The following is a 26521-nucleotide window of genomic DNA, read 5'->3' as shown; positions in this document are numbered from 1 at the left end:
ATCGTATTCCTCTTGGCTTACCAGTCAAAATTGGACTTCATTCCGCCGCGCTTGATCCCGAAATCCATGCCGATCTGAATGCGCGTGCAGAAAAAGAGCGCAATATGAGACAGCTTGGTGAAGGGAGCGGTCAGCAGCACGATCACGCCGCACAGCACGTGCAGGGTGATCCAGAACGAATAGTTGGCGGTATGGTAGGTGGCGATGATGCCGGAACCCAGCAGGGTCAGGATCAGCACCAGCAGCATGACGTCCTTGATGTCGGTCAGGATGCGCACCTCGGGCAAAAGCAGGCGGCGCAGGGCGATCCCAAGGCCGGCCAGAAAGGCTGCAATGGCCAGAACGTCCGCCAGCAGCTGCGGCATTGCCGGCCAATCGATGCCAAGACCGTTTCTGATCATGACGGCGTGCCCTTCCAGAAACAGGGGCACGATGACCAGCCCGATGTGGAAGGCGAAGAACATGATCGTGAAGATGGGCTTGGCCCTCCAGCTGTATGTCCCGAATGGCAGCAGCCAGCGATACACGGACCTGAAAGCGCCTTTGATGCCGTAATTCATGTGCGGCTTGTAGGCCACGCGATCGAGTCTCCAGTCGAGACCCATGAAATACAGCACCACCCGGGTGGTCAGGCCGACAAAGAATACCGCAAAGGCAATCCAGAGCAGCGGACCAGTCAATATCTCATACATAGATTACTCCTTCATTGGTCGGATAAGGCCCGAGCCTATTCTTCTTCCGTGTCGGCGAACTTGTCCTCGTCCCTTTCGGACAAGAACAGCCAGAAGGCCACGAATGCCACCAGACCAACGCCCATTCCTACATAGGCCATGCCCTTGGTCCAGAACATGAAGTCATGAAGTGTCATGAATTCCATTTTCCTGCCTCCTTTAGTGCGCGCCCTTGAACTCAGGGTGTTCATGCAGGATCGGCAGCTTGTTCAGGCAGATCCGCAACACGGTGATTTCAAGGGTGACGATGAATACGGTGATCATGATCTCTTCCCAGGAAGGGACGTAGCGTAATTCGGTCGGGAGTTGCCAGTTGAAGGCCACCAGCGAGATGTTGAGCCTGTTCAGCACGATGCCAAGCACCGTGACGATGGAGGCCCAGAAAGCCAGCTTCTGGTTCTTTTCGCGGGCCGCGACCGCATACATCAGGCAAGGCAGGAGCACGAAGCCCAGCATTTCGACCAGAAACCACGCGCCCCAGCCCGTCGACAGGTAGTGCCAGTTGTTGTCCAGGGCCACGCCGATCCACTTCAGGTTGAAGTAGGTAAAGAGGACCACCGCTGCGGCCTTGGCGAAACCAAGGGTTACGCCGGGAGCTTCCTTGATGTGGGTATCGTCCATCTTGTGATGCAGGAACTTATGCGACAGCCCCCCTTCGAAAATAACCATGGAGAGACCGGCGGGGATACTTGAGATGAAGAAAAAGAGCGCGAGATAAGGCGAGTACCACAGCGGATGCAGCTTGGAAGGCGCGAGCAGGTACAGCCCGCCCAGCGAAGACTGGTGCAGGGTGGACAGGACAACGCCGAAGATGGTCAGCACCAGGGTCAGGCTATGCGCCCAGAAGCGCAGCTTCTTCCAGCGCAGGGTTTCCCACAGCGCAGGCGAGAATTCGATGGCCAGAACGGTCAGGTACAGGGCCACGCACAGACCTACTTCGAAAAGAAAGGAGGTCGGGCCGGGATAGATGGTCAGCGGATAGGGCAGCCGGTAGTAGCGGCCCAGGTCGTAGAGCAGGGCAAAGACCACGAAGGCGTAGCCCAGAAATGCGGTGGTGATGGCCGGACGCACCGCAGAGTGATATTTTTTCATGCCGAACAGGTACACGGCCGCGGAGGTCGTGTAACCGCCGGCGGCCAGAGCGACGCCGCAGAGCAGGTCGAAACCGATCCAGATGCCCCATGGATTGTCGTCGGTCAGATTGGTCACCGAGCCGATGCCCATGGTGAACCGCTTCACGGTCAGAACCAGGCCAATGACCAGGATGACGGCAGTCAGGATGTTCGCCGGAGTCCAGAATGTCTTGCTTGGTGTGGTGTGGTGAGACATCAACACTCCTCCTTATTGCTCGCTCGGATCAGCGGGAGTTTCGGCTTTGAGCCGGGCCTCTTCCGCTTCCTTGAGCGCTTTTTTCACTTCACGATCAATGGCGGCCTGCTTGTCGCGTTCCGCCTTGTCCATGGCCGCTTTCGCCTTCTTTGCCGCCTCAGCCTGCGCTTCGGCCACGGCCTCTGCCACGGCATGGTGCTGCTCTTCTTCGGCAATCTTCTCCCGACGCTTGGTCAGGGCATAGGCACCGGTCAAAAACATGGGCCACAGGCCCACGATGGCCGGAACAAGGGAAAGTGCGCCGGAAGTGAGTTCCGGAGCAGGGGTGACGCCCAGATCCTCACGCATGCCGATTTTTTCAAACGGCACGCCGGAGATATACATCCAGCTCGTTCCACCCATTTCACGTTCGCCATAGATATGGTCGATGTAGACGTTTGGATGCTTGCGGATACGTTCACGGGCAATGTTCAGCAGGTCCTCGCGGCGACCGAAGACCAGGGCGCCCTTGGGGCAGTCTTCAACACACCCCGGCAGCTTTCCTTCTTCGATCCGCGGCTGGCACATGGTGCACTTGCGTACCCGGGGAGTGATGGGATCGTGATATTCGTAGGTCGGGATTTCAAACGGACAGGCGATCATACAGTAGCGGCAGCCCACGCACTTGGAGGCGTCGTGGCTGACGGCCCCGGTCTTGTCCTTGACAAAGGCGCCGACGAAACAAGCCGAAGCGCAGGCAGGCTCCAGGCAATGATTGCACTGCTGCTTGCGGTACACGGGCTTGTCGTTGACGGAGTATTTGTTGACCACGGTGAAGGTGTCGTGGTGCGTACGCCGTCTTGAGTCCAATACTGTCAGGTCATCGAAGGGCACCGGCTGCGCGGGCAGTTCGTTGACCTTGTTGCAAGCGGCTTCGCATTTTCTGCAGCCGATGCATTTGGTGCTGTCAAAGAGCACCCCGAAGCTTTCGGGATAACCCTTAAAATGATGTGTTCCACCGGCTGTGGCCGTTGACGCCGCCATACAGGCTCCTGCGCCAGCCAGCATGCCAATGAATTTTCTGCGTTTCATAGTAGCTCCTCGTTATTGCGACCTTCCGGGCAGGTTATTGCTTTACGGCATGACATTCCGCGCAGGCAGTGGCCGCCGGCTTCTGGATGCCCATTTCGCTATGACAACCGATGCATTGCTGGTGATAGGCGGTCTTGAGGTCTGGCTTGGCTCCATCCTGCGCGCTCGCGACCTTGCCATGACAACTGACGCATTTGGGAGGATTGGCTGAAGCTGGACTGTTGTGATGACAACCGGAACAGACAGCGTTCGGGCTGGAGTGAAAGTACGCAGCCATGCTGTCGTCCTTCATGCCTTCCATGATCTTCTGCACGATCTTGCGATGTGGGAATTTGCTGGCCTGGTACTCGTTGGCCAGGACGCTGATCTCGACGATCTCGGGAATCTCGCCGACCTTGATCTCAGGGTCGCTCTTGATGCGGGTGTTCATGAGCATCGCCGCAGTGTTGCTGCGGGCGTTCTTGTCATTGATCAGCTCAGCTCCGGGCGTGATGTCGACATGGCATTTGACGCAACTGGCATCTGTGTTCTGACCGGTTCGACCCATGAAGGTGTGGCATCCGGCGCATTCCGGCTTGGCCTGCGCCTGGGCATGACACCCCACGCAACTGGCCTGAGCGGTCACGCGGTGCATGGCCTGCTCGGTGGTTATGAAGCCGCCCTCTTCCTTGCCCAATGACGTGTGGCACTGCGAACAGGGGATCACGCCCTTGGACGAAGCGTTATGATGGCAGACCGAGCAGTTCTCGTTCTTTTCTTCATGCAGCTTGTGATTGAAAGGCACGGCGCTGACCAGCTTGGGCTCGGTTCCGGCCTGAGCCGTGGCGGCCATGAGCAGCGCGTAATCGGACTGACCGGCTTCAAGCCGTGGCGCATCCGCGACCTTCTTGAATCCGGCGCGGACAGTGGCGTCATGACAGCCGGCGCACTCTACAGGACCGGTAGGCTGCTGCGCCTTACCGATCTCCATATGACAGGACAGACATTTTTCATGCGCCTGATCCTTGTTCTCGGCAAAGGCGAGATTGCGCTCTTCGGGCTTGTCCTGGGAGTGGCATTTGGAGCAGTTCTCCTTCTGCCCAGGGGCAGGAAGAACCATCTTCGAAGACGAGTGGCGGTAATGCAGGGATTTATCGAACGAGATCAACGTCCGTGACGAATCCGCAGGCCCCGCGTGACAGGTCCGGCACTGCTCGCTGCCGGGTCCGCTTTTCTTGCCGGCCTTGGACGTGTCGTCATGGCACGTGATGCAGTTGTCGTGATAAATGGCCTTGATTTCCGCGGCATTCGTATCTTCCTGACGCTTGAACTTGGCCGTGACCGTGTTGCCGGTCACAGTATGGCAGGATTCGCACTTCCCCTCCACAGCCTTGGTGTGCTTGTCATGCTCGAACCGGACCACAGGATAATCGAGATCACCGAACTTCTTGAGCGTTTCGATGGATATGAGATCCGCGCCCATTGCTTTCGTTTCGACCGATTCCTGTTTTCCCCCAAGAGCGTTCAGACCGAATCCAGCCACAGCCATGCTTACGCACAGGATTCCAACCCATCGCAGCATTGGTCTTCCCTTCTCCATGTGAAAATTCCTTTGTTGAAATCCGCTCCGGAAAATTCCGGAAACCTCCCTCGCGCGGAGGCTCCGCCCCCCCTGCACCTTCCTTAAAACGGAAAAAAATCAAACCTTGTGCGTCTGCACATAAAGTCCACTAAAAAAATTGAGATTAAGCAGACCATTCGGGTATGATTTATTCCGACCTCGGAGGTATAGAATATCAACAAACCCGTCAAGAGCTAATCCATTTTTTCACAATCACTTGAGATTTCAAATATCTGGACTTTCCTGGCCGGACCCGGTCAAAAATACCAAATCAACATGCTTGTTTTTATAGAAAAATTAAATCTGAATACATTTGCTTAACGAGACAGATCACTTTGAAATGTCGGCAGGATGGACAACAGGATAGGAAAATTTTTGCAAAAAAAACCCGGCCTTCAAACGAAAGCCGGGTTCACTGATCTGAAAACTAAAGCCGGTTATTTTTTTACATGACATTCGCCGCAAGCGACGGGGCCATTTTTTGATTCGATGTGGCAACTCTTGCACTGCTGGTGGTAGGCCATCATGAGGCCGGGCTGGCTGCCCTGCGCCTTGAGGGTATGGCAGTCGGCGCAAGCCTGATCTTCGGAGCTCTCACCTTCGACCAATTTTCCATCTTCATAGACATGATGGCAAACTGAACAGTCTTCCAGAGCAGCCTTGTCATTGTGTTCATCATGATCAAATGCGCTGACAGGACGTTCCAATTCTCCAAAGGCATCGACCTTCAGATATGTGTCGTCCTGGGAAAAAGCCGAAATACTGCAAAACGTGACGCAGAGCACGACAGAGCAGAAAATGAAGTATCTGTATAGTATATGTCTCATTGCTCACCCCTAGACAGCATTTGGTTTTTCCATGCAATCATAGATAATTTCTCCAAGGAACTTGAGCTCCATATCAAGTTTATACTTATGGATAATATCCTCAAGCCCACCGTGACAATTGTGACACGGAGCTATGCAAAGCCTGACTCCCGTGGCCTTGAGCTGCTCAGCTTTCACGCTATTGCTCTCAACGCGAGAGTTCTTGAATGGCGGTCCACAATTGATCACGCCACCACCTGCCGCACAGCAGATGTTATGTTCCCTGTTTGGATGCATCTCCACAAGATTCGGGCAAAATGCACGCACAACTTCTCTGGCCTTCTCATGCAGCCCTCGCCCACGAACAACGTTGCATGGATCATGAAAAGTTACTGGCTCTTCTATTTGCTTTGCAACCTTGATTTTCCCTTCATTGAGAAGGTCCCAGTAAAATTCCAGGGCGTGAACAACCTGAACCGGAGGCATTTGCCATCCAAGAACACGATTTCCTGTGTCATAAACGGAACGAAAAGCATGTCCGCATTCGCCCATGACAATTTTCTTAACACGCAACCTGGCCGCGGTTTCGAAATGTATTCTCTTCAAGCGTCCCATCATTTCCGTATCACCGGTGAACATGGCCATGTCGGAGTTGTCCCAGCCGGGAGTGGCAGGCATGGTCCAGTCGCAACCTGCCTCGTTCATGATGGCCGCAGCCTGATAAATGAGCTGAGTACGGAACTTGGGCTCCGGCCCGATGACGGAATACATGATTTCCGCCCCTTCCTTTTCCAGCGGGATGCGGGCGTTGGGTAATTCCTCGCGCAACTCGTCTTCCTGCCAGATCAGGGCGTCGATCCATTCATCATCCTTAACCCACATCTGATTCATGGTCGCCGAATGCGAGTGCGCAGTATCTTGTATATACAAAGGTGTAAGCTCAAGCTTATGAACAATACGTCGCACCATACTCATCATATAGCCAATATCTATCCCAAAAGGACAGTATTGCACGCATCTTCGACACAAGTTGCACTCTGTTTGCGCAACCTGCGTGGCATGTTTCATAAATTCAACAGACACTTTGCCTTTCTTGTCAAGCATCTCCCAGACAGTCTGCTTGACCTTGCCCACAGGGGAAAACCGCGGGTCACGATCCCGGGACAAAAAGAAATGACAGGCCTCCGAACACAAACCGCAATGGGCGCAGGTATCGACATAAGCCTTGAGGCGCGCCCCGGCTTCGTTGTCGAAAACCGCGTTGATCGTCTTCTCGATCCTCTCCGGGGTCAGCTTTTCAGCTCCCCGTTCAACACCTTCGTCTTTTATCCAGACGCGTTCTTTCATAGCGTTCTCCTCTTTTTACCAATCCTTGACGTGGCGCACCATGCCGAATTCAGACCCGATATATGCCCTGGTCAAGGGAGCCAGCAGCATATGACTGAGACGCGTGAAGGGAATGGCCACGAGCAAAAGCTCTGCCGAGACCATGTGGAGCACGACCATGAGCATGTAATCGCCAAGCTGATGGTAGGCCAGAACTCCCGTCACAAAGGGCGCCGCCACAAGGGCGAGCAGGGCAAAATCCGTCCAGTCGGTGACATAACTCACTTCAGGACGCATCACCCGTCGCACGGCAAAGAAGATGCACGCGCCAATGACCGCAAAAGCCAGAATGTCGGCCACGAAATCAGGAATGGTGAACCAGCCGATGCCGAACCCTTCCTCGATCATGATTTGATGTGCGGAGACAAAGATGAGCAGCACAAAAAAAGCAATGTGGAAGAAAAATGCGATTCCGGTAAAAACAGGGTTCAACCTCATGTTGACCGTATTGAACGGAATGGACCAGTTAATGATGGATCTCATTCCATATCTGAATGAGACGTAATTGAGCAAAACCTGATCTTTCTTTTTTGCGGTATTCAGTGTCGACCAGATTTTGTATATCGATCCAAGTACAAAAATAGTCCAGGCAGCCCAAGCCAGGGGGCCAGATACCAATAAATAGACATCCTGCATGTCTAGCCTCCTTATCCGATGATTTTTGCTACGGACTCGACAATTCTTTGGTACTTTCCATCCACGATGGCGCGAATGAGAATCCGGCTTCCATCAGGACTGAACGTCGGGTCAAAGCATTGATCGAAACCCTGGCCATATTCCTTGCCATCCACCGCGATAGTGAAACGGCCCTTCTTTTCGACCCTGACGGCCACATGGTTGCTATCCGGCGAAAAAACCGGAGCATAACACATATCGTAATTGCTATTCCAGGCCTTGTCGTCGGAAAATACGGTCCACTTGCCGTCCTGCTTGCCAAGTGCGGCCAGACGCTTTCCGTCGGGGCTAAAAGTCATATCCATGACCATGTCGCCAAACGTCGTGTTCCACGGGGTGCCGTCCACGGCCAAAGTCCAGCGCCCGTATTTGGGGCAGACGATGGCGGCGAGCTTGTCGCCGGATGGGCTGAACTGCTGCTGCCAGACCTGAAAGAAAGAAGGCTGCCAGATGATCTTGCCGTCCAGGGCCATGCCCCACTTGCCGGCCAGGCGCACCGGCGCGGCAACCGAATTCTTGGCAGGGTGGAAAAGCGGCTCCCAGACCTGGTTGAAGTTCTCCGCCCAGGGCTTGCCGTCCACGGCAATGGTGTAGTCGAAGAGCGTGTGACGAATCTGAGCCGCAACCGAACTGTTGTCGGCATTGAAGCGCGGGGTCCAGACGTTCACGAAGTTCACGTTCCAAGGCGTTCCGTCCACTGCGACGGAGTAAGCGCCGTCCTTGAACTTGAACACATCAGCCTGCCCCAGGGGCACGGTCTGAACCACAGCGGCGCTGCGCTTGCCATCGGAACTGAGTATGAAATTATTGGCGTTGGGAAAAAGCGTTTCCCAGGCCACGCCCTCAAGCACCATGCCATAGGTCATTGAATCGGCCACGCAACAGGCGATGACCGAACCATCCTTGGAAAACAACGTGTTGAACAGAAATCCATACGTCTCTTCCCACGGCTCGCCGTCCACGCACAAGGTCCAGTCACCGTCGCAGGCCAGACCGGCCAGGCGCCCGTCCGGAGAATAGCGCAGATACCAGATGCGCTCGTATCTCGGTTCCCAGCATGTGTTGTTGACGCACACGCTGAACTCCCCTTCCCCGGTCTTGACCACGGCCGCCACCTTTTCCCCGTCTGGGCTGGCCTGGTTTTCCTCGCGCCATTCAACGTCGCAGTCACATTCGGATAGGTCGGCCACGGTTCTGGAGCCTATGCCCCAATCCCAGGCAGAATACTCACTCATACACGCCCTCCTTACCAACTAGGTTACGCCAAAAGCTTCTCTTGAACATGATTTCAGCACAAACTCAGCATCACAATCCGAGTCAGCAACCCACTTAAATCATGCTGCAGACTAACTTTACTATCTAAATTTCCTTGCAAACCGGCTAGCCTAGAAAAGCCAATGTGTAAATACCATTTTGAATTCAGACCCAATAAGTCGACATCATATTTCGGACTGTTTTACTACACATTTATCCAAGAGCAGATAAACATTCACTACTTGTGATCCAATCATCCTCACATCGTTCGTAAGCTTTTTTTGAGGAAAAGAATATTATCAGCCGCCCCATTTTCGCCAGTCACCTAAAAATAATGCCGGACGCTGAGCCCCAGACGCAAAAAAACCCGGAAAGACCGGGTTGTTATGCAAGGGACCAATCCCCAAGGCGACACGAAAAGACTTTTCAGCGGCAATCAGGCTTTTCAGAAACCACGGACTCCGGCGTTGCGGGCGGCAGCACATCCTGATCGGCGGCGGATATCTCGATATTTCGCGGCCCGACCATCTGCCCCTGACTGTCGATCATGGTGCGCTCATCAAGAATGGCGATGCCCAGCCGGTCCATGACTTCGCGCTTGTAATCGTACTCCATGTTCTTCTTGCGCAATTTATAGTTGAGAATCATGCGCACGACCCCAAAAATGGTTCCGGCCACCAGGACACAGCCCAGCCCGATCAGAATGACCTTGGATGCGGCCTCTCCAAAACGGGCCAGGTAATCCATGATCGAGCCTAAATTATACACAATCCCTATGAATATGCCCAGCAGCAGCAGGGTCAGCAGAAAAGGAAGCTGGAAGCAGAAATTGGCTGCCTGGGCAAGCTTGCCCGTTGCTCCTGTGGCGGAGTTTTCCTTGAAAACAGGCCCATTTTTCTGACCGAAAAGAAAAGAGTTGAAGGCCACGACCACTATCCCTACCAGAAACGTCACGGCCACCGGGGCCGTAAAGGAAACCAGAAAATAGGCCTTCCAGGGAAAAGGAATATCCACGGGCTTGCCGGTCACCGCGACCTCGTCGATGCCGAGCTGGTAGACCCAGCAAACCAGAAAGATGAGCACCTCCACCACAATCAGGAGCTGGATGTACCTGCGAAAAAGGTCCTTGATTTCGTAATCGTCAAAGAGCGAGGCGACTCCTTTTCGCTTTCCCCTGCTCTGATTCTTCAAATTCTCCTGCATCGTATCTCCATATCCCCTCCACCGCGACGAAGAGGCTAACGACTTATAAATCCGAGTATTTTGGTATTGGATTCCCTGCCAACCCGCCCTGCCAAATAAAAAAACCGGACACCTGTCCAGCTTTGATTTTGGCCAAGTCGCACAGGCTGCGCCAAGGGTTGAGTTCCGCCCTGCTTCCGATTAGGATTTCATGTTTCGCTTGCACGCCCATCAATTAATTCAAACGGGAAGCCACATGAGCCATTTTGACATCATTGTCATAGGTGCAGGTCCGGGCGGTTATGCCGCAGCTCTGCTCGCCAGTCAAAGAGGAAAAACGGTCGCCCTCATCGAGAAAGAGCACCTCGGAGGAACCTGCCTGAACTGGGGATGCATCCCCACCAAACTCTACCTAGGAGCCACCGCTCACCTGGAGGGCCTGCACGCCCAGTCGCGCCTGCGCCTGTGCAGCGGCTCCGTGCAGATGGACATGGGCGCGCTCAAGAAACGCAAAAACGCCTTTGTCGCGGCGACCCACAAGGCCATGGGGTGCTGTCTTGAGAAACATGGGGTCGCCCTGGTCCAAGGTCAAGCGTCCCTGATCGATAAAAACACGGTGCGTGTCGTCAGCGAGGCCGAACAGACTTTGAGCTTCACGACGCTCATCATCGCTTCGGGCTCGTCCACGAACTGGTTCCCGGGGCTTGAGCCCGATCATGCGCGGATTCTCGACTCCACGGATCTGCTTGATCTTGATGAAGCGCCCGCGAGCCTCGCGGTCATCGGAGCAGGAGCCATCGGCCTTGAAATGGCCGACTTCTGGCATCGCCTGGGGACGGCGATCCACATCATCGAAGCCGCCCCCCGCATCGCCCCCGCCGAAGACGAGGAAATCGCGCAGACCCTTCACGGAATGCTCAAGCGCAAAAAATGGAACATCGTCACGGGCAAACGGGTGGCCGAGTTCGTCAATGAAGGCGAATCGGTCCTGGTCAGGCTGGAGGACGGCACTCAAATCCGGGTCGAGAAGGCCCTGGTCGCGGTTGGACGCAAACCGAACACTCCGGGCCTCGGGCTCGATAACGCAGGTGTTGCCATGACCGGCGCGGGCTGGGTCACGACCGACGATTTTTTACGGGCAACGCCGAACATCTATGCCATCGGCGACGTCAACGGCCGCACCCTGCTGGCCCACGCGGCCGAGCATCAGGGCCGCTACGCCGTGCTGCACGCACTGGGTGAAACGACTGCGGCCTACACGCCAGGCCCCATTCCGGGCTGCATCTACGGCTCCATCGAGGTCATGCGCGCCGGGCATACCGCCGCCGAACTTGCGGCCCAAGGCAAAACCGTGACTGTTTCCCGCGCAAGCCTCGGTGCCAATCCCATCTCCCAGGCCCACGGCCAGGCCCAGGGGCTGGTCAAGGTCGCATGGGTGGACGGCGTGGTGCATGGCGTAACCGCCGTCGGACACGGGGCCTCGCATCTGGTCACCCTGGCCGAGATCATGGTCCGCGACCGCTGGACCGCGCATACGGCGCACGAACACATCTTCGCCCACCCCACTCTGGACGAGGCCCTGCGCGATGCGCTCATCGCCCCGCAGGAGGAAAAATGAACCCGGGCCTGTCAAAGCAGGGCCCGTTTCGCGCCCTGCTGCCCCTGATCCTGGCCTCGGCCTCGCCCCGGAGGCAAGCCCTGCTGGCCGGACAGGGACTGGGCTTCGAGGTCGTGCCCAGTACCCTGAAGGAACCGGCACCCGAACCGGGCGAAGCCCCGGCGGACTACGCGGCCCGCATGGCCCGGATCAAGGGGCAGGACATCGCGGCCAGACACCCGGACAAGGTGATCGTCAGCGCCGACACCATCGTGGTCCAGGATGCACGCATCCTCGGCAAACCCAAAGACGCCGCCGACGCGCTGAACATGCTCACCGCCCTTGCAGGCCGCTGGCATGAAGTCATGACCGGATTTTGCGTGCTGCGTCACGGAGACGGCGTCTCCCTGTGCCGCACCGTGACCACGCGGGTCCACATGGCAAACAATTCCCGCGACATGCTGCAGGCCTACATTGGCACGGGGGAACCCATGGACAAGGCCGGAGCCTACGGCATCCAAGGCATCGGGGCTTTTTTGGTCGACGAGGTCCAGGGCTCCTACACCAATGTTGTCGGCCTGCCCCTGCGCTCGGTCCTCGATTTCCTCCTTGAAATCAAAGCCATCGGAGTGGCCAATGCCCGATAAATCAAGCTGCAAAGGGAACTGGCTCGAATCGCTGCCACTCAATCTGGCCACCCTCGGCGCGGCCGGACGCATGCCAAAAGCGCCCGGTACCTGGGGGTCCCTGGTCGCGGCGATCCTCGCGCCATTTCTCTTCCTGCCGCTACCGCTTTGGGGCCGCGTTGTGGTTCTGCTGCTGCTCTTCCCCTTTGGCAGCTGGTGCGCAGGCAAGGCCGAAAAAAGCCTGTGCTGCAAGGACCCGTCCTGCGTGGTCGTGGACGAATTGTGGGGGCAGTGGATAACCCTGCTGCCCCTGGCCGCGTCGGACACGCTCTGGATCATCCCGGCCTTTCTGTTCTTCCGTCTCTTCGACATCACCAAGCCTTGGCCGGTGCGGGCCTCGGAGCGCTGGCTGCCCGGCGGCTGGGGCATCATGATCGATGACGGGCTCGCGGGTCTTTATGCCATGATGGCGCTGCTCGTATGCCGCGCCCTTTTCTGATCCATGTCGACGAATTCGCGTGACTGGGCCGGCATGCCCCCGCTCCCGATCGATGCAATTCTACCCGAGCTCGCGGACACCCTGACCACGGGGGCCGCGTGTCTGGTCCATGCCCCGCCCGGCAGCGGCAAGACCACGCGCATCCCGCTGGCGCTGCTTGCCTCTGCCTGGCTGGGCAAAAACAAGATTCTCATGCTCGAACCAAGACGCCTGGCCGCGCGAGCCGCTGCCCGCCACATGGCCGGATTACTGGGAGAAAAAGCCGGAGCGCGCGTGGGCTATCGCACCCGCCTCGATATTCGTGTTTCAAGCGCAACGCGGATCGAGGTCGTGACCGAGGGCATCCTGACCCGCATGCTGCAGCACGATCCGGAGCTCTCGGGATACGCCTGCGTCATTTTCGACGAATACCACGAGCGCAGCCTCCAGGCCGACCTGGGTCTGGCCCTGTGCCTTGAGGTCCGCGCCGCCCTGCGCCCGGACCTGCGCCTCATCGTCATGTCCGCTACCCTGGACGCCAAGGCCGTGGCCGACCTGATCGCTCCGTGCCGAATCGTTGAATGCCCCGGCCAGCCTCACGCAGTGGAAACCCGCTATCTGCGCGTGTCCGGACGCTTCCTGGAAGAGCGCATGGCCTTCGCCATTCGCCACGCCCTGACCACGGAGCATGGCAGCATCCTGGCCTTTCTGCCCGGAGCCCGCGAAATCCGGCGCACGGCGGAACTGCTCGGCCCCCCCGGAGCCGGAGTCGAAATCCACCCGCTGCTGGGTGCCCTGACCGCGACCGAGCAGGACAAGGCCATCGCCCCGCCCGCTCCCGGCACGCGCAAGATTGTCCTCACCACGGCCATCGCCGAGACATCCCTGACCATCGAAGGCGTGCGCATCGTCATCGACAGCGGCCTGTCACGGCTACCGCGCTTCGACCCCAAGAGCTCCATGACCGTGCTGGTCACGGAACCGGCCGCCCTGGCCACCGTGACCCAGCGCCGGGGCCGGGCCGGACGCACGGAACCCGGCATCTGTTTTCGGATCTGGGATCAGACTGACGAGATCAGCCGCAAACCCTACCCCGCCCCGGAAATGCTGGAAGCGGATCTTGCTCCGCTGGTACTGGACCTTGCCCTGTGGGGCACGACCGACCCAGCCACGCTGTCCTGGCTCACGCCGCCCCCGCCAGGCCATTTCAACAGCGCCCTGCGCCTGTTGCAAAGTCTGGAAGCCCTGGACGACCAGGGCCGCATCACCCCGCATGGGCGCGAAATGGCGCTCCTGCCCCTGCATCCGCGCCTGGGGCACATGGTGCTGAGCGCCAGAAAACACGGGCTCGGCCCCACCGCCGCCGCCCTGGCCGCCATCCTCGGCGAACCGGGACGGAGCATGCGCGGCTCCTCGGATCTGCGCGACTCGCTGCGCATTCATCCGAGCACCCTGTCACGTAAAGACACCCTACGCGCCAGCATGGAACAGATTGCGCGGCTCGCCTCGATCAATCTGGAGCAACCCGACCCCGAGGCCGCCGGAATCCTCACCGCCTTGGCCTACCCCGACCGCATCGCACGCCGCCAGGAGGATGGCTCCTACCGCCTGACCAGCGGACGCAAGGCCGTATGGCCCGGACCGAGCACCCTGGCCGGGCACGAATTCCTGGCCATCGCCGATCTGGACGGAGACGCGGCCGGAGCCAAAATCTGGCAGTCGGCACCGCTTTCGTGGGACGAACTGCAAACCCACTTCAGGCAGCAATTCCGAAAAGAGGACGAAGTGCGCTTCGACCCGCTCAAAGACCGGGTCGTCAGCCTGCGCAAGATCATGCTTGATACGCTCTGTATGCGGGAAGAAAAGCTGGGCACCGACCCGGAAACCGTGACCAGTGCGCTGTTGCGGGGACAAAAAGACCTCGCGCGCCTGAACTGGAGCGAGGAATGCAAAAACCTTCGGGACCGGATTCGGTTCCTGCGCAGCCTGGATCCAGCCTGGCCCGACATGTCTGACCAGGCCTTGCTCGAAAGCATCAATGAATGGCTTGCTCCTTTCGCAACCGGCGCGCGATCACAAGCAGACCTGGGCAAAATCAACCTGCTGCAAGCCCTCAAGGCGCTGGTTGGATGGGACAAAATGCGGGAACTGGACCGCCAAGCCCCGGAATTCATGACCGTACCGACAGGAGCGCATCGCAGGATCGACTACAGCCCCGAATCCGGCCCCGCCCTCCCGGTCAAACTTCAGGAAATGTTCGGCTGCGCCACCACGCCAACCTTGGCTGACGGCGGCTACGCCCTTGTCCTGCACCTGCTCTCCCCGGCCGGACGCCCGCTGCAAGTCACCCGCGACCTGCCCTCGTTCTGGAAAAACGCCTACCCCCTGGTGCGCGCCGAAATGCGCGGCCGCTACCCCAAACACCCCTGGCCCGAAGACCCGGCCACAGCCATGCCCACGGCCAAAACCAAGAAAGCAATGACGCCAAGATAAGAGAGCCTCCGGCGGGCAGGGGACGCGTCCCCTGCACCCCATTCACGTCTTTCTTCCTTCAAGCCCATTCACACCACCGCAAGCGTTCCGTCGCGGGCCGGGAAAGGGCTGTCGGCTGTCTGACTGAGCCAGGCATCGTTTGCTTCCCGGCCGTCAAACGCTCAACGCTCCCCCTCTGCCCAATTCTCAAGGCAGGGAAGCATTACGAGGCCCGCGAGGGAGTTCCGGCAGCCCTTGCCCGGCCCGCGGCGGAACGCGTTTCCAACCCCTGCCCAAAACACAAGGCCAATTCAGGGCGCATGATGAGCGGCATTGCAACGCTTCAGCGATATTCAGCGCAGGAGGAAACGAGAAGAATATGATGGAGGGCTTGGGATTGAAAAATCATAAAATAGTTCATCAGTATGGGCACTTGACCAATGGCCGAAAGAGAGAAAGCAGGCGCGAGTTTCCGGCCTCTTATCGGTTCGGAATAAGCGCCGGACATATAGCGGACACAAAACAAAAAAGCCGTCATTTCTGACGGCTTTTTTGTTTTTGGCATTCAAGTAACTTATTGTTTTTTCAAGCGTAAATTGGTGGAGCTACGCGGGATCGAACCGCGGACCTCTTGAATGCCATTCAAGCGCTCTCCCAGCTGAGCTACAGCCCCACAACGCGAAAACGGTTACTGCCCAAACCCTTTTGAAAAAGCAAGCGCTTTTTTATACTATTTGAGTTCTTCCATAATCTGAAGCACATGATCGTCCGAAGCAGTACCCAGGAGCACGGGCAGGCTCTCAACAGGACGAAAGCCGCCGTCATCCGCCATTTTCAAGCGGACGAGTCCAAAACCAAGCCCCTTGGGCACTGCCGGGAGATACGCAGGGTTTTCGCCCGATTTCCCATTGCCGTCGCCAAGGACCACATCCACGGCACCTTCATCGCCCAGCAACGCTGCTATTTCCTCCGTGCCAAATTGCGTCAGAAGCACAATGCAATCGGCCTTGCCCTTAAGTTCCGGCAGCATAGCCTGCAAGGCTTGCCCGGGCGGGATGAGTTTCGCGCCCGTGATCCTTACTCCCGGCGCTGGCGGCAACAGGCTTACGAGCGCGATCCTGACCTGATCGCGTTTGATCAGGACATAGGGCTTGATCCATGGTTCCACGCCCTTCTGGAACTGCATGTTTGAACAGATCATGGGAAATGACGCGATGCTGGCAAGCTCCCGCAGCATTACCTCGCCAATGGCCAGATCATACGGACCGAGCCCCATGGCATCATAGCGCATGTGGTTCATGGCGCGGACCAGCACTTTATTGATCGCCTCGGCCTTGGCAAATCCCGCGACAAAAGCGTCCCCTGCATCGAGCACTACGGTGCCGGGGTCTTCCGCCCGGAAATGATTGAGAATGGGCGGACGCCGGGCAAGGCCGCCGACCGGGCCGAATTCCCCTGGCTGGGCATAAACCACGCCCTGGGTATCCCCGCTGAAAAGAAGCGTGATGGAACGTGCCGTGGCCTCGGGGATGGGCAACGTCACAGGCTCGGCAACGACCACGGCCGGCTGCGCCTGCTTTTCGGCTGCCGGAATGCGTAGCGCCTGACCGAAACGATCTTCGAACTGCCTGTAAATCCTGCTCTTTGCCCCGTGCGTGCGGTACGCGACGGAAAGCCCGGCCAACAGGCGGGCCGCTTCGTCCGTGACCGGGTCCTGCTCGAAATCACGGACCCGCTGCAACCAGTCGGCGTATGGAGAGTTGTATGTAAAACCGTAACGCTGAAAAACGTCATTATCCCTGAAGACGAGAAACTGCTCGTGCAGGGCGTGGAGCCGCTCAAAGACAGGAAGGACGGGCGCCTGCGAGACCACGGGTTCCTGCGAAGGACCGGAATGTCCGGCACAGGAAAACAAGGCAAGCAGGCAGAACAAAACAGCGCTAAACTTCATATTATTCCCGGCAAATGTGTTCAGTGGCCGCGATCGCAAAAAAAAGCGGCGTCAACCGTTTTCGTCGCCACGATCTAGCCCATGCCCCCTGCAAAATAAAGGGGCTCTGCAACGGGCGCGAAAACCAGACGCGGAGCCCTCACGCGAACCACATCCGGATTCAGGACATTCGAGGCTGCAACGTACGTTCCAGGCTCCGTGCCGATAGCCCGCGCTCCGGACCAATGTGCGCAGGCCGGTGCGCAGAAAGATCACGCGCCAAAATCGTCAGGCTTCTTCCCTGGCAAGACATTCCTCATACAACTGCCGCATGGAATCCGAAAAGCAGACAAAAACAACTGTGGCCGGCGCTACATTCTCGCGCTGAAAAGCACGGACCTGGGCCACGGCTATGGCGCAGGCTTCCGCAGCGGGAAAACCGTAGGCTCCGCAACTGATGGCCGGAAAAGCCACGCTGTCAAGGTGGTGTTCACGAGCCAGACTCAGACAGGCGCTGTAACAGGCCGCCAGCAATTCCCTCTCGCCGTGTCCGCCACCTTTCCAGACCGGCCCGACGGTATGAATCACGTGCCGCGCCGGCAACATGTAGCCTCCGGTTATCCGCGCCTGCCCCACAGGGCACCCCCCAAGGGTTCGGCACTCGGCCAGAAGCCCGGGACCGGCCGCACGGTGGATGGCTCCATCCACCCCGCCTCCGCCCAGAAGCGACGAATTGGCCGCGTTGACAATGGCGTCCACCTGCAAAGTCGTTATGTCGGCGACAACAACGGCAATCATGATCTTCCTCCTGCATGCGGTGATGAGTGATTCTGACCGCTGACCCAGCGTCTGCAGCACTTCACAGCCTCCATGAATCCTTTCCCCGTCGTGGAAGGCCCCAAATTCGCCGCAAAATATACGTATCCCGTTTAAGCACCGGCTCATTATCTCTACGTATCACGCTGACCCGAACGGTTGCCCCGCCCCGGTCAGCGGCAACAGAGTCCCGCTCACCAGAACAATTCGGCTCCTTTTGCCAATAACCAGTTCCACCCTCCATTCACCGGAAAGCAGATGCAATAGTTTTCAAACCGTGTCAGAAAACGTCCAAGCTCAATCGGGTGAAGCCACATTTCATCAACGCTTTTTGCACAGGGGGGACAACATGGAAAAGTCAATGCAAAGTTACTGGAAAAGAAACAAAACGTACATGCTCATCCTTTTGACCATTTGGGCGACGGTCTCGTACGGATTCGGAATTTTATTCGTCGAGCAGCTCAATGCCTTTTCCCTGGGCGGATTTCCTCTAGGTTTCTGGTTTGCCCAACAAGGCTCCATCTATGTTTTCGTACTTATTATCCTTGCCTATTTTATGCTTATGGATCGGCTGGATAAGAAATACGACGTGCACGAATAGCGACCAACCGGAGGAAATATGTCACTGCAAATCTGGACTTATCTCATAGTGGGCCTGACCTTCGCCCTCTACATAGGCATCGCCTGGACGTCCCGCGTCAAGGACACCAAGGGCTTCTACGTCGCCGGCGGCGGGGTTCCGCCCCTGGCCAACGGCATGGCCACTGCCGCGGACTGGATGAGCGCGGCGTCATTCATCTCCATGGCCGGCATGATCTCATTCATGGGTTACGCGGGCTGCATGTACCTCATGGGCTGGACCGGCGGCTACGTGCTCCTGGCCCTGCTCCTGGCCCCGTATCTGCGCAAGTTCGGCAAATTCACGGTCCCGGATTTCGTCGGCGACCGTTACTATTCCTCGGCGGCCCGCCTTGTGGCTCTGATCTGCGCCATTTTCATCTCCCTGACATACGTGGCCGGGCAGATGCGCGGCGTGGGCATCGTCTTCAGCCGCTTCCTGGAAGTCGACGTCAACACCGGCGTCATGATCGGCATGGTCCTGGTCTTCCTGTATGCGGCCATCGGCGGCATGAAAGGCATCACCTGGACCCAGGTGGCCCAGTACTGCGTCCTGATCACGGCCTTCATCATCCCGGCCATCGCCATTTCCCTTAAGCTGACCGGCAACCCCATCCCGCAGATCGGATTCGGCGGCACCATCCTCGGAGGTCCGGATTCTGGCAAATTCCTGCTTGAGACGCTGAACCAGATCGGCAGGGACCTGGGTTTCGCCGAGTACACCAGTGCCTTTGGCGCGGGCACCAAGCCCATGATCGACGTCTTCGCCATCACCATGTGCCTCATGGTCGGCACGGCGGGCTTGCCCCACGTCATCATCCGCTTTTACACCGTGCCAAGCGTCCGGGCTGCGCGCCTCTCAGCCTTCTACGCCATCTTTTTCATCGCCATCCTCTACACCACAGCACCGGCCCTGGGCGCCTTTTCCCGCTACACGCTGACCAACGCCCTGAGCGAAACACCCTACTCCTCCGTGCCGGCCTGGTTCGGAAACTGGGAGAAAACAGGACTTCTGGCCTGGGTCGACAAAAACAACGACGGCATCATCACCTATCGCGGCGGTGCGGCCTTCGCAGGCAAGCCCGCGTACAGCGGGGAAACAGGCGCGCACGGCCAGCGACTGGTCACCAACACGCCTCTCGACAACGCCAACGAACTCTACATAGACAACGACATCATGGTCCTGGCCACGCCCGAAATCTCCCAACTTCCGCCCTGGGTCATCGCCCTGGTCGCGGCGGGCGGACTGGCCGCGGCCCTGTCCACGGCGGCCGGCCTCCTGCTGGTCATCGCCTCGTCCATCTCCCATGACCTCTACTACCGTATCATCAACCGCGACGCCTCGGAGAAGATACGCCTGCTCGTGGGCCGGGTCATGATCGGTGTGGGCGTCGTCATCGCGGGATACTTCGGCATCAACCCTCCGGGCTTTGTGGCCCAGGTTGTGGCACTGGCCTTCGGACTGGCGTCATCCTCCTTCTTCCCCATCATCGTGCTCGGCATCTTCTGGAAGCGCGCGACCAAGGAGGGAGCCATCAGCGGCATGATCAGCGGCATCGGTTTCACCATGCTCTACATAGTGCAGACCAAGTTCATGGGCGTGTCCCCCTGGTTCTTCGGCATCAGCCCCGAAGGCATCGGCACCGTGGGCATGGTCATCAATTTCGCGGTCACATTCGGCGTCTCCCTGATCACCAAGGCCCCGCCGGCCGCCGTGCAGGAAATGGTCGAGAGCGTGCGCATCCCGCGCGGAGCGGGTGCGGCCATAGATCACTGATCCGTTCAAACAGGGGCCGGGAAACCGGCCCCGCAACCCAGAAGGACAATGCCATGAACGCGGGAACTCAGCCTGCGGGATACGACAGCATCATCACCTTTCTTGAAACCACCCTGCCCTTTTCCGAACTGGAGAGGCAGAGCCTGGTCCGCCTGGCCCGCACGTGCCTGGTGGACTTCTTTCCGGCCGGGACGCGGCTCCTTCGCCGGGGGGTGAGCGAGGTGGATGGGCTTTATCTTGTGCAGAAGGGGGCCATCCGCCTTTTTCTGGAAGACGAGGGCGTCCTTATGGACATCCGCACGGATGGGGCCTCTTTGGGGGCGCTTTCCCTCTTCAACGGCGAAAAAGCGGCCATGGACGCCGAAACCGTTGAAGACACCTTCATCATCAAGATTCCCCGCGAGCGTTTTTTCGAAGCCGTGCATCTCAACCCCGCCATCCCGCGCTTCTATCTCAAATCCTTCGCCGACACCTTTCTGTCCAAGGCCTTCGAGGAGATGCGCTGCAAGACCCAACCCGCCCACGAGGACCACAGCCTGCATCTCTTCAGCAACCCGGTGGGCGGCCTTGTCACCCGCGAGCCGGTCAGCGTGCCCTTTGGCCTGAGCATCCAGGCCGCGGCCAAGGAAATGATCCGCCACAACACCGGCTCGCTCCTGTTCCGCGAACCCTCGGGTGAAATCTGCGGCATCATCACAGACACGGACCTGCGCAAGGCCATGGCGCTCGGCCTCGACCTGCAGGCTCCGGCTGAAACAGTCATGACCACGCCGGTGGAAAGCATCGATGCCGGCGCGGTCTGCTTCGACGCCCTTCTGACCATGATGTCCAAAAACATCCACCACCTCGTGGTCAAATCCAACAACAAGCTGCTGGGCGTCATCAGTTCCCACGACATCATGCTCCTGCAGGGCCGCTCGCCCATGTCCGTGTTTCGCGAAATTGCCTCCCGCACCACCATCGCCGGGCTCTATCCTCTGCACGACAGCATCACCCCGGTCATCCGCACCCTGGTCCAGCAGGGAGCCAAGGCGGGCAACATCACGCGCATGATCGCCATTTTAAATGACCAGATCATGTCCAAGCTCCTGGATCTGATGCTGCGCGAACTGGGGCCTCCCCCGGTCAAGTTCTGCCTGCTGCTCATGGGTAGCGAGGGACGCCGCGAACAGACCTTCGCCACGGACCAGGACAATGCGTTGGTTACCGATAACTGCTCGGTGGATTTTCTCGATCGCGCGGCGGAGACGTATTTTTCGGCCTTCACCGAGCGCATGGTCGCTCATCTCATAAACTGCGGTTTCCCGCGCTGCCCGGGCAACATGATGGCCTCGAACCCCGCATGGAGGGGCTCCCTGGACACGTGGAAAGGCCGGATCAACACATGGACGGCCACGCCCGAACCCGAACGCGTCCTGGCCAGCTCCGTATTTTTTGATTTCAGGGGCGTCTACGGACACAAGGACCTGGCCGAAAACCTGCGCCAGCACGTCACCAATGCCTGCGCCGGAAAAGACCTCTTCCTGCGCTACCTGGCCGCCGACTGCCTGAATGCCAAACCACCGCTGACCTTCTTCAAGAATTTCATGGTCGAAAAAGACGGGGCGCACAAAAACACCCTGGACATTAAAACGCGCGGACTTTTGCCGTTCATGGACTTTGCGCGGGTCATGGCCCTGTACCACGGAATCCGCGAGACCAGCACCCTGGGCAGACTCGAACTGCTGCATCAGGAAGGGCACCTGTCGCGGGACCTGTTCCACGAAGCGCGGGAGGCCTTCGAATTCCTGCTGCATTCGCGGCTCATGCACCAGCTCGAACAGATGGAGCAGGGCATAACCCCGGACAACCGGCTCGACCCCGGCAATTTGTCTTCCCTGGAAAAACGAACCCTGCGCGAAGCCTTCGGAGTGACCACCGCCCTGCACGGGGTTCTACGCGAAGTCTTCAGACTGAACATGGCGTGAGCAATGAATCTCTTTGATCTGAAAAGCTTATGTGCCCGCCTCAGACCGGGCCCCGGGAAAACGAACCTGCCGCTGTTGGAGGAGAACAACCGTCTGTGCCGGGCACTGGATCAGACCCGCCCCCTGGAAGACTATGTCTATACGGTCCTGGATACCGAACTGACCGGGCTCTCCGCCCGCAGGGAGGAGATCGTCTCCATCGGTGCCGTGCGCGTGCGCGGCCTGGCCATCGTGCCGGGCGAAAGCTTCAGCGTCCTGGTGCGGCCCAGCATCCCCCTGCCCAAGACCAGCACCCTCATCCACCGCATCACTCCCGAAGCCATCGCCCAGGCTCCACCCCTGGCTGAGGTTCTTCCCGAGTTGATCGAATTCTGCAAAGGCACTCTTATCGTCGGCCACCACGTGGGGCTGGACATGAGTTTTTTGAACCGTGCCTGCAGGAAAAACCACGGCCAGCCTTTGGCCAATCCTTGCCTGGACACCATGCGCATGGCCATGCTGTGGCGCGAGAAACGTACGCCCTCGCATTATGAACAGTTCAATCTCAGCATCTCCTACGTACTGACCGACCTGGCCCACGAATTCGACCTGCCCCGCTTCACAGCCCACGAGGCCCTGGGCGACGCCCTGCAGACAGCTTACCTCTTCATCTATCTGGCCAAAAAGATCGCCGGAAACAGACCCCTCACACTGCGCGAACTGTTCCGGGCCGGTCAAAGCTGGCGCTGGTACATGTAAGGCTCTGCCGCATATCCGCATGACCTATCTTTTCACAGTACCGAGTGGCCTCAGATCGACACCGGCCACGCCCACCCCATGTCATGTGTAAAGAAAAGGGCCTGCGGTGAACGCAAAAAAGCCCGGAAACACCCCTCCCAAGGGAGGATCTGTTCCGGGCCGACGCTGCCCCAGGGGCGTGCGGTCAGGGGACCGGTCCGACTAAAAAAGGGAAATGAGCATCTTCGTACCGACCAGAAAGAGGATCAGCGCAAACACTCTTTTCAGTTTGTCCACAGGCAGGCTGTGGGCCAGACGCACTCCCAGCGGGGCGGTGATGACGCTCATGACCGCGATGGAGACCAGGGCCACCAGGGAGACATAACCCAGGGAATAGGGCGGCAAGGTGTCCACGCCCCAACCGTTCATGATGTAGCCCACGGTTCCTGCCACCGCGATGGGGAAGCCGATGGCGGCAGACGTGCCGATGGCCTTATGGATGGGTATATTGTGCCAGACCATGAACGGGACGGAGAGCGTGCCGCCACCGATGCCGACCAGGCTCGAAACCACCCCGATGACATTGCCCGCACCGAACATTCCGGCCGCTCCCGGCATCACTCGCGACGGCTTGGGCTTCTTGCCGGAGAGCATCTGGTAGCAGACGTAATAAAGAAAAACGACAAAGAATATCTTGAGCGCGCCGGTGCTCATCTGCGCGGCCACCCAGGCGCCGAGGAACGTGCCGACCAGGATGCCGGCCACGATGCGCCGAACCACATCCCACTCCACCGCGCCACGGCGATGATGGGCCATGAAGCTCGAAACCGAGGTGAACATGATGCTGGCCATGGAGGTACCCAGCGCCATATGCATGATCAGGTCCTGGGGCAGATTCTGCAACTCCATGCAAAATACCAGCATGGGCACGATGACAAGCCCGCCCCCGATGCCCAGCAATCCGGCCAATACGCCTGCCACCGCGCCCACAGCCAGATACAAAGCAACTACTTCAAACATGATATCCTCCTGATGGAGGCCGTGCAGGACATGCCGCGTTCGAACCCCCGCAAAATTGGTAGGACCAATCTCTGGACCAGTCTGATGATCTTGTCAACGGCACGGGACGCAAAAGAGTGGATTCGTACTTGCAATTCCAAATGAGCCGGGGAATCATCGGCCATCAAACGCGCAATCAAGGACCATCATGGGACACATCGCAAGCAAGGACATCTACCGCAAACTCGGACGCCGCCTTGATCAGGCCCCGGTACGCACCCCATGGACAGATGTCTTCAGACAATTGGTGGAAGAGCTGTATTCCCGGCCCGAGGCCGAACTGGTCGCACGCCTGCCCTATCGCCCGTCGACCCTGGGGCGCATCTCGGCCATGCTGGGCGATACGCAAGACTCCCTGCAGCCCATGATCGAAGGGCTCTGCGCCAAGGGTCTGGTCATCGATATCTGGGACGGCGAGAAATACCAATACATGGTCAGCCCCATCGTTATCGGCTTCTTCGAGTTCACCATGATGCGCACCGGACCGAACCTGCCCCGGGCCCGCTGGGCCGAGCTTTTCCAGGCCTACATGTTCGGTGAGAAGGATTTTTTGCACGCCAATTTCGGGAACGGACAAACCACCTCGGTCATGCGCGCCCTGCCCCACGAGGAAGCCCTGGGCGAGCATGTGGAGATCCTGGATTACGAGAAGGCCTCGGCCCTCATCGAGGAGCAGACGGAATTCTCGCTGGGCCTGTGCTCCTGCCGTCATGAGAAGCACCATCTCGGGCACGCACCCTGCCGAACGCCCATGGACACCTGCACCTCCATGGGCACCGGGGCGCGCTTTCTGATCCGCAACGGCTTCGCAAAACCCATCGACAAAATGCAGATGCGCGACATCCTGGCCCGCTCCCGCGACCAGGGCCTGACCCTGTCCGCCGACAATGTGCGCAAGGACGCGGGCTTCATCTGCCATTGCTGCGGCTGCTGCTGCAATCTGCTGCAGGGCGTGCGCGAAACCGGCTACACGGGCATCCTGGTCACGGCCAGCGTGGTGGCCGTGGTGGACGAAACGCTATGCACGGGCTGCGGCCTGTGCGCCAAGGCCTGCCCCGTGAACGCCGTGAGCGTCGAGAAGATTTCCGGACAGGACGCCCGGAAGCCAAAAAAGCTGGCGGACATGAAGGAGCATTGCCTGGGCTGCGGGGTCTGCGCCCTGAAATGCCCCACCGGCGCGATCACGCTCCAGTCCCGCCCGCAAAAAGTGTATCACCCCGAAGACAGCTTCGAGCGGGTCATGCTCCAGGCCCTGGAACGGGACACCTTCCAGACCTTCATCTTCGACAACCCCGAAAGCCGCACCCAGGAGTTCATGCGCGCGCTGGTCGGCGGATTCCTGAAACTCCCCCCGGTCAAACGCGCCCTTTTGGGCGAAAAGCTGCGCTCGCGCTTTTTGTCGGCATTGCGGAAGGCGGCGGGCTAGTACAGCATGGACTTGCAAAATATATAAAAACTTATATAATTCATTTATGAGCACAAAAGCCCTGATGATCTTCGGAATTTTCCAGAGGAAGCCCGAAGAGTTGCGGGTTTCGAACTCCGCGCAATCCAAAACGGAGTGGAGCCTCGAGATTGGAAGGTCATGCCGACGATCGGCTCCGGCGTGAAGGAAATCCGGATTCATGTGTTGGGCGAATGGCGGGTAATCTACGTGGCGAAACTGTCGGACGCCGTCTACGTGCTGCACTCCTTTCAAAAAAAGGGGGCAAAGACCAACAAGAACGATATTGAACTGGCCCGTACGCGGCTTCAACAAATTGGAGGCAACCTATGAGTGAGTCCATCGTCGATTCATCTGGAAACATCTTCAGCGATCTCGGCTACCCCCCCGAAGAAGCGGCAATTCTTCAAATGCGCGCAGACCTTATGGCCGATCTTCGCAAGTTCATCAAAACGAAGAAGCTGACCCAAGCCAAAGCGGCTGAAATACTGGGCGTCAGCCAGTCCAGGGTTTCCGATCTTACCAGAGGCAAGTGGGAGAAGTTCAGTCTTGAGATGCTGATCATTCTTGCCACGAAAGCCGGAATGCACGTGACGCTCAAGACTGCGGCGTAATCGCGGGAAAGCCAGCATCTCATCGGACAAGGCATGCCTGTCTCGATGCCTTTACGGGGCCGGCCTTATCCGGGCACCGGCCCCGCCCGGTCTTACTCCTCCGGTTCCGTGCTGTAGGTACGGATGGAGGCTATCTCGTCCCAGCCGTAATAGGTATTGACGGACAAGCCGTCCTCCTTTTCGGTCACGCGCAAAAAATCCGAGCCCAGGAACAAGACGGACTTTTCATAGATCCGGCCTTCATTGATCTGAATTTTGAGACCTTTCCTGAGCTTTCGCGAGAGTGTCCCATGCAGGGGCATTGATGCATATTCCACCACTTTTTCCAGGCAACTGACGTTCACAATTCCTCCTTTACGGTTTGGTTCGTGT

General features: G+C 58.3%; 25 protein-coding genes and 1 tRNA gene. 11 read left to right on the top strand and 15 right to left on the bottom strand.

The window, feature by feature from the left end; translation table 11 throughout:
- Nucleotides 1-17: 17 nt before the first annotated feature.
- The 10 genes from hmcE to DBAC_RS02910 form a co-directional block, all read right to left on the bottom strand.
- On the bottom strand, nucleotides 18-692 hold the full coding sequence (gene hmcE / locus DBAC_RS02955) for a sulfate respiration complex protein HmcE (protein WP_012805779.1): 675 nt from the start codon (nucleotides 690-692) through the stop codon (nucleotides 18-20).
- Between the two features lie 35 nt (nucleotides 693-727).
- Nucleotides 728-877: a sulfate respiration complex protein HmcD gene (hmcD, locus tag DBAC_RS02950; protein WP_012805778.1), complete on the bottom strand. Its 150-nt coding sequence runs from the start codon at nucleotides 875-877 to the stop codon at nucleotides 728-730.
- Nucleotides 878-890: 13 nt separating this feature from the next.
- On the bottom strand, nucleotides 891-2060 hold the full coding sequence (gene hmcC, locus DBAC_RS02945; RefSeq protein ID WP_012805777.1) for a sulfate respiration complex protein HmcC: 1170 nt from the start codon (nucleotides 2058-2060) through the stop codon (nucleotides 891-893).
- Between the two features lie 12 nt (nucleotides 2061-2072).
- On the bottom strand, nucleotides 2073-3131 hold the full coding sequence (gene hmcB / locus DBAC_RS02940; protein ID WP_012805776.1) for a sulfate respiration complex iron-sulfur protein HmcB: 1059 nt from the start codon (nucleotides 3129-3131) through the stop codon (nucleotides 2073-2075).
- 34 nt (nucleotides 3132-3165) lie between these two features.
- Nucleotides 3166-4692 carry a sulfate respiration complex hexadecaheme cytochrome HmcA gene (hmcA, locus tag DBAC_RS02935; RefSeq protein WP_050762027.1) on the bottom strand — a complete coding sequence of 509 codons (1527 nt, stop codon included), beginning with the start codon at nucleotides 4690-4692 and terminating at the stop codon, nucleotides 3166-3168.
- 476 nt (nucleotides 4693-5168) lie between these two features.
- Nucleotides 5169-5558, bottom strand: coding sequence for an acidic tetraheme cytochrome c3 TmcA (gene tmcA / locus DBAC_RS02930; protein ID WP_012805774.1), 390 nt, complete (start codon nucleotides 5556-5558; stop codon nucleotides 5169-5171).
- Nucleotides 5559-5567: 9 nt separating this feature from the next.
- Nucleotides 5568-6884 (bottom strand): electron transfer complex ferredoxin TmcB, encoded by a 1317-nt coding sequence (gene tmcB / locus DBAC_RS02925; protein WP_012805773.1) that lies wholly within the window; start codon nucleotides 6882-6884, stop codon nucleotides 5568-5570.
- 15 nt (nucleotides 6885-6899) lie between these two features.
- Nucleotides 6900-7559, bottom strand: coding sequence for a TmcC family electron transfer complex membrane anchor subunit (gene tmcC, locus DBAC_RS02920; protein ID WP_012805772.1), 660 nt, complete (start codon nucleotides 7557-7559; stop codon nucleotides 6900-6902).
- An 11-nt stretch (nucleotides 7560-7570) separates the two neighbouring features.
- A complete protein-coding gene (gene tmcD / locus DBAC_RS02915; protein ID WP_012805771.1) occupies nucleotides 7571-8833 on the bottom strand; it encodes an electron transfer complex subunit TmcD in 1263 nt (420 codons plus the stop codon).
- Between the two features lie 445 nt (nucleotides 8834-9278).
- Complete coding sequence (locus DBAC_RS02910) at nucleotides 9279-10055, bottom strand: hypothetical protein (RefSeq protein WP_012805770.1); 777 nt, start codon at nucleotides 10053-10055, stop codon at nucleotides 9279-9281.
- 235 nt (nucleotides 10056-10290) lie between these two features.
- Between DBAC_RS02910 and DBAC_RS02905 the strand changes: the two genes are divergently transcribed.
- The 4 genes from DBAC_RS02905 to hrpB are packed head-to-tail and all read left to right on the top strand — an operon-like array spanning nucleotide 10291 to nucleotide 15228.
- On the top strand, nucleotides 10291-11652 hold the full coding sequence (locus tag DBAC_RS02905) for a dihydrolipoyl dehydrogenase family protein (RefSeq protein WP_012805769.1): 1362 nt from the start codon (nucleotides 10291-10293) through the stop codon (nucleotides 11650-11652).
- Nucleotides 11649-12278: a Maf family protein gene (locus DBAC_RS02900; RefSeq protein ID WP_012805768.1), complete on the top strand. Its 630-nt coding sequence runs from the start codon at nucleotides 11649-11651 to the stop codon at nucleotides 12276-12278. The genes DBAC_RS02905 and DBAC_RS02900 overlap by 4 nt, the downstream gene beginning before the upstream one ends.
- Nucleotides 12268-12756 carry a phosphatidylglycerophosphatase A family protein gene (locus DBAC_RS02895; protein ID WP_012805767.1) on the top strand — a complete coding sequence of 163 codons (489 nt, stop codon included), beginning with the start codon at nucleotides 12268-12270 and terminating at the stop codon, nucleotides 12754-12756. The genes DBAC_RS02900 and DBAC_RS02895 overlap by 11 nt, the downstream gene beginning before the upstream one ends.
- A 33-nt stretch (nucleotides 12757-12789) precedes the next feature.
- Nucleotides 12790-15228, top strand: coding sequence for an ATP-dependent helicase HrpB (gene hrpB, locus DBAC_RS02890; RefSeq protein ID WP_043811563.1), 2439 nt, complete (start codon nucleotides 12790-12792; stop codon nucleotides 15226-15228).
- Nucleotides 15229-15804: 576 nt separating this feature from the next.
- Here hrpB and DBAC_RS02885 read toward each other — a convergent pair.
- The 3 genes from DBAC_RS02885 to DBAC_RS02875 all read right to left on the bottom strand — a co-directional run bounded on the left by DBAC_RS02885 (nucleotide 15805) and on the right by DBAC_RS02875 (nucleotide 17935).
- Nucleotides 15805-15880: transfer RNA gene (locus tag DBAC_RS02885), tRNA-Ala, on the bottom strand.
- A 57-nt stretch (nucleotides 15881-15937) separates the two neighbouring features.
- Nucleotides 15938-17158, bottom strand: a complete 1221-nt coding sequence (locus DBAC_RS02880) for a bifunctional UDP-sugar hydrolase/5'-nucleotidase (RefSeq protein ID WP_012805765.1) — start codon at nucleotides 17156-17158, stop codon at nucleotides 15938-15940.
- A 267-nt stretch (nucleotides 17159-17425) separates the two neighbouring features.
- Nucleotides 17426-17935, bottom strand: coding sequence for an O-acetyl-ADP-ribose deacetylase (locus DBAC_RS02875; RefSeq protein WP_012805764.1), 510 nt, complete (start codon nucleotides 17933-17935; stop codon nucleotides 17426-17428).
- Between the two features lie 367 nt (nucleotides 17936-18302).
- Here DBAC_RS02875 and DBAC_RS02870 point away from each other — a divergent pair, with 367 nt between their 5' ends.
- From DBAC_RS02870 to DBAC_RS02855, 4 genes are read left to right on the top strand one after another with little or no spacing between them, the layout of a single operon-like run.
- The gene (locus DBAC_RS02870; RefSeq protein WP_012805763.1) at nucleotides 18303-18554 is read left to right on the top strand and encodes a DUF4212 domain-containing protein; all 252 of its coding nucleotides are present in this window, start codon (nucleotides 18303-18305) and stop codon (nucleotides 18552-18554) included.
- An 18-nt stretch (nucleotides 18555-18572) separates the two neighbouring features.
- Complete coding sequence (locus tag DBAC_RS02865) at nucleotides 18573-20348, top strand: sodium:solute symporter family protein (protein ID WP_012805762.1); 1776 nt, start codon at nucleotides 18573-18575, stop codon at nucleotides 20346-20348.
- 53 nt (nucleotides 20349-20401) lie between these two features.
- The gene (locus tag DBAC_RS02860) at nucleotides 20402-22315 is read left to right on the top strand and encodes a DUF294 nucleotidyltransferase-like domain-containing protein (protein ID WP_012805761.1); all 1914 of its coding nucleotides are present in this window, start codon (nucleotides 20402-20404) and stop codon (nucleotides 22313-22315) included.
- A 3-nt stretch (nucleotides 22316-22318) separates the two neighbouring features.
- Nucleotides 22319-23053, top strand: a complete 735-nt coding sequence (locus DBAC_RS02855) for a 3'-5' exonuclease (RefSeq protein WP_012805760.1) — start codon at nucleotides 22319-22321, stop codon at nucleotides 23051-23053.
- Nucleotides 23054-23254: 201 nt separating this feature from the next.
- Here the strand turns inward: DBAC_RS02855 and DBAC_RS02850 are convergent, their stop codons facing one another.
- Nucleotides 23255-24052 (bottom strand): sulfite exporter TauE/SafE family protein, encoded by a 798-nt coding sequence (locus DBAC_RS02850; RefSeq protein WP_012805759.1) that lies wholly within the window; start codon nucleotides 24050-24052, stop codon nucleotides 23255-23257.
- 187 nt (nucleotides 24053-24239) lie between these two features.
- Here DBAC_RS02850 and DBAC_RS02845 point away from each other — a divergent pair, with 187 nt between their 5' ends.
- From DBAC_RS02845 to DBAC_RS02835, 3 genes are read left to right on the top strand one after another with little or no spacing between them, the layout of a single operon-like run.
- Nucleotides 24240-25517, top strand: coding sequence for an ATP-binding protein (locus DBAC_RS02845; RefSeq protein ID WP_012805758.1), 1278 nt, complete (start codon nucleotides 24240-24242; stop codon nucleotides 25515-25517).
- A 42-nt stretch (nucleotides 25518-25559) separates the two neighbouring features.
- Entirely contained in the window at nucleotides 25560-25868 is a 309-nt protein-coding gene (locus DBAC_RS02840) for a type II toxin-antitoxin system RelE/ParE family toxin (protein ID WP_012805757.1), read from the top strand.
- Entirely contained in the window at nucleotides 25865-26149 is a 285-nt protein-coding gene (locus DBAC_RS02835; RefSeq protein ID WP_012805756.1) for a helix-turn-helix domain-containing protein, read from the top strand. Before DBAC_RS02840 ends, DBAC_RS02835 begins: the two co-directional genes overlap by 4 nt.
- A gap of 92 nt (nucleotides 26150-26241) precedes the next feature.
- Here DBAC_RS02835 and DBAC_RS02830 read toward each other — a convergent pair whose 3' ends face one another.
- Nucleotides 26242-26493, bottom strand: coding sequence for a hypothetical protein (locus tag DBAC_RS02830; protein WP_012805755.1), 252 nt, complete (start codon nucleotides 26491-26493; stop codon nucleotides 26242-26244).
- Nucleotides 26494-26521: the final 28 nt, after the last annotated feature.

The sequence above is a fragment of the Desulfomicrobium baculatum DSM 4028 genome (assembly GCF_000023225.1).
In the GTDB taxonomy this organism is placed as follows: domain Bacteria; phylum Desulfobacterota; class Desulfovibrionia; order Desulfovibrionales; family Desulfomicrobiaceae; genus Desulfomicrobium; species Desulfomicrobium baculatum.
Note: the sequence above shows the minus strand (reverse complement) of the source record. Positions and strands in the feature narration are given on the sequence as shown.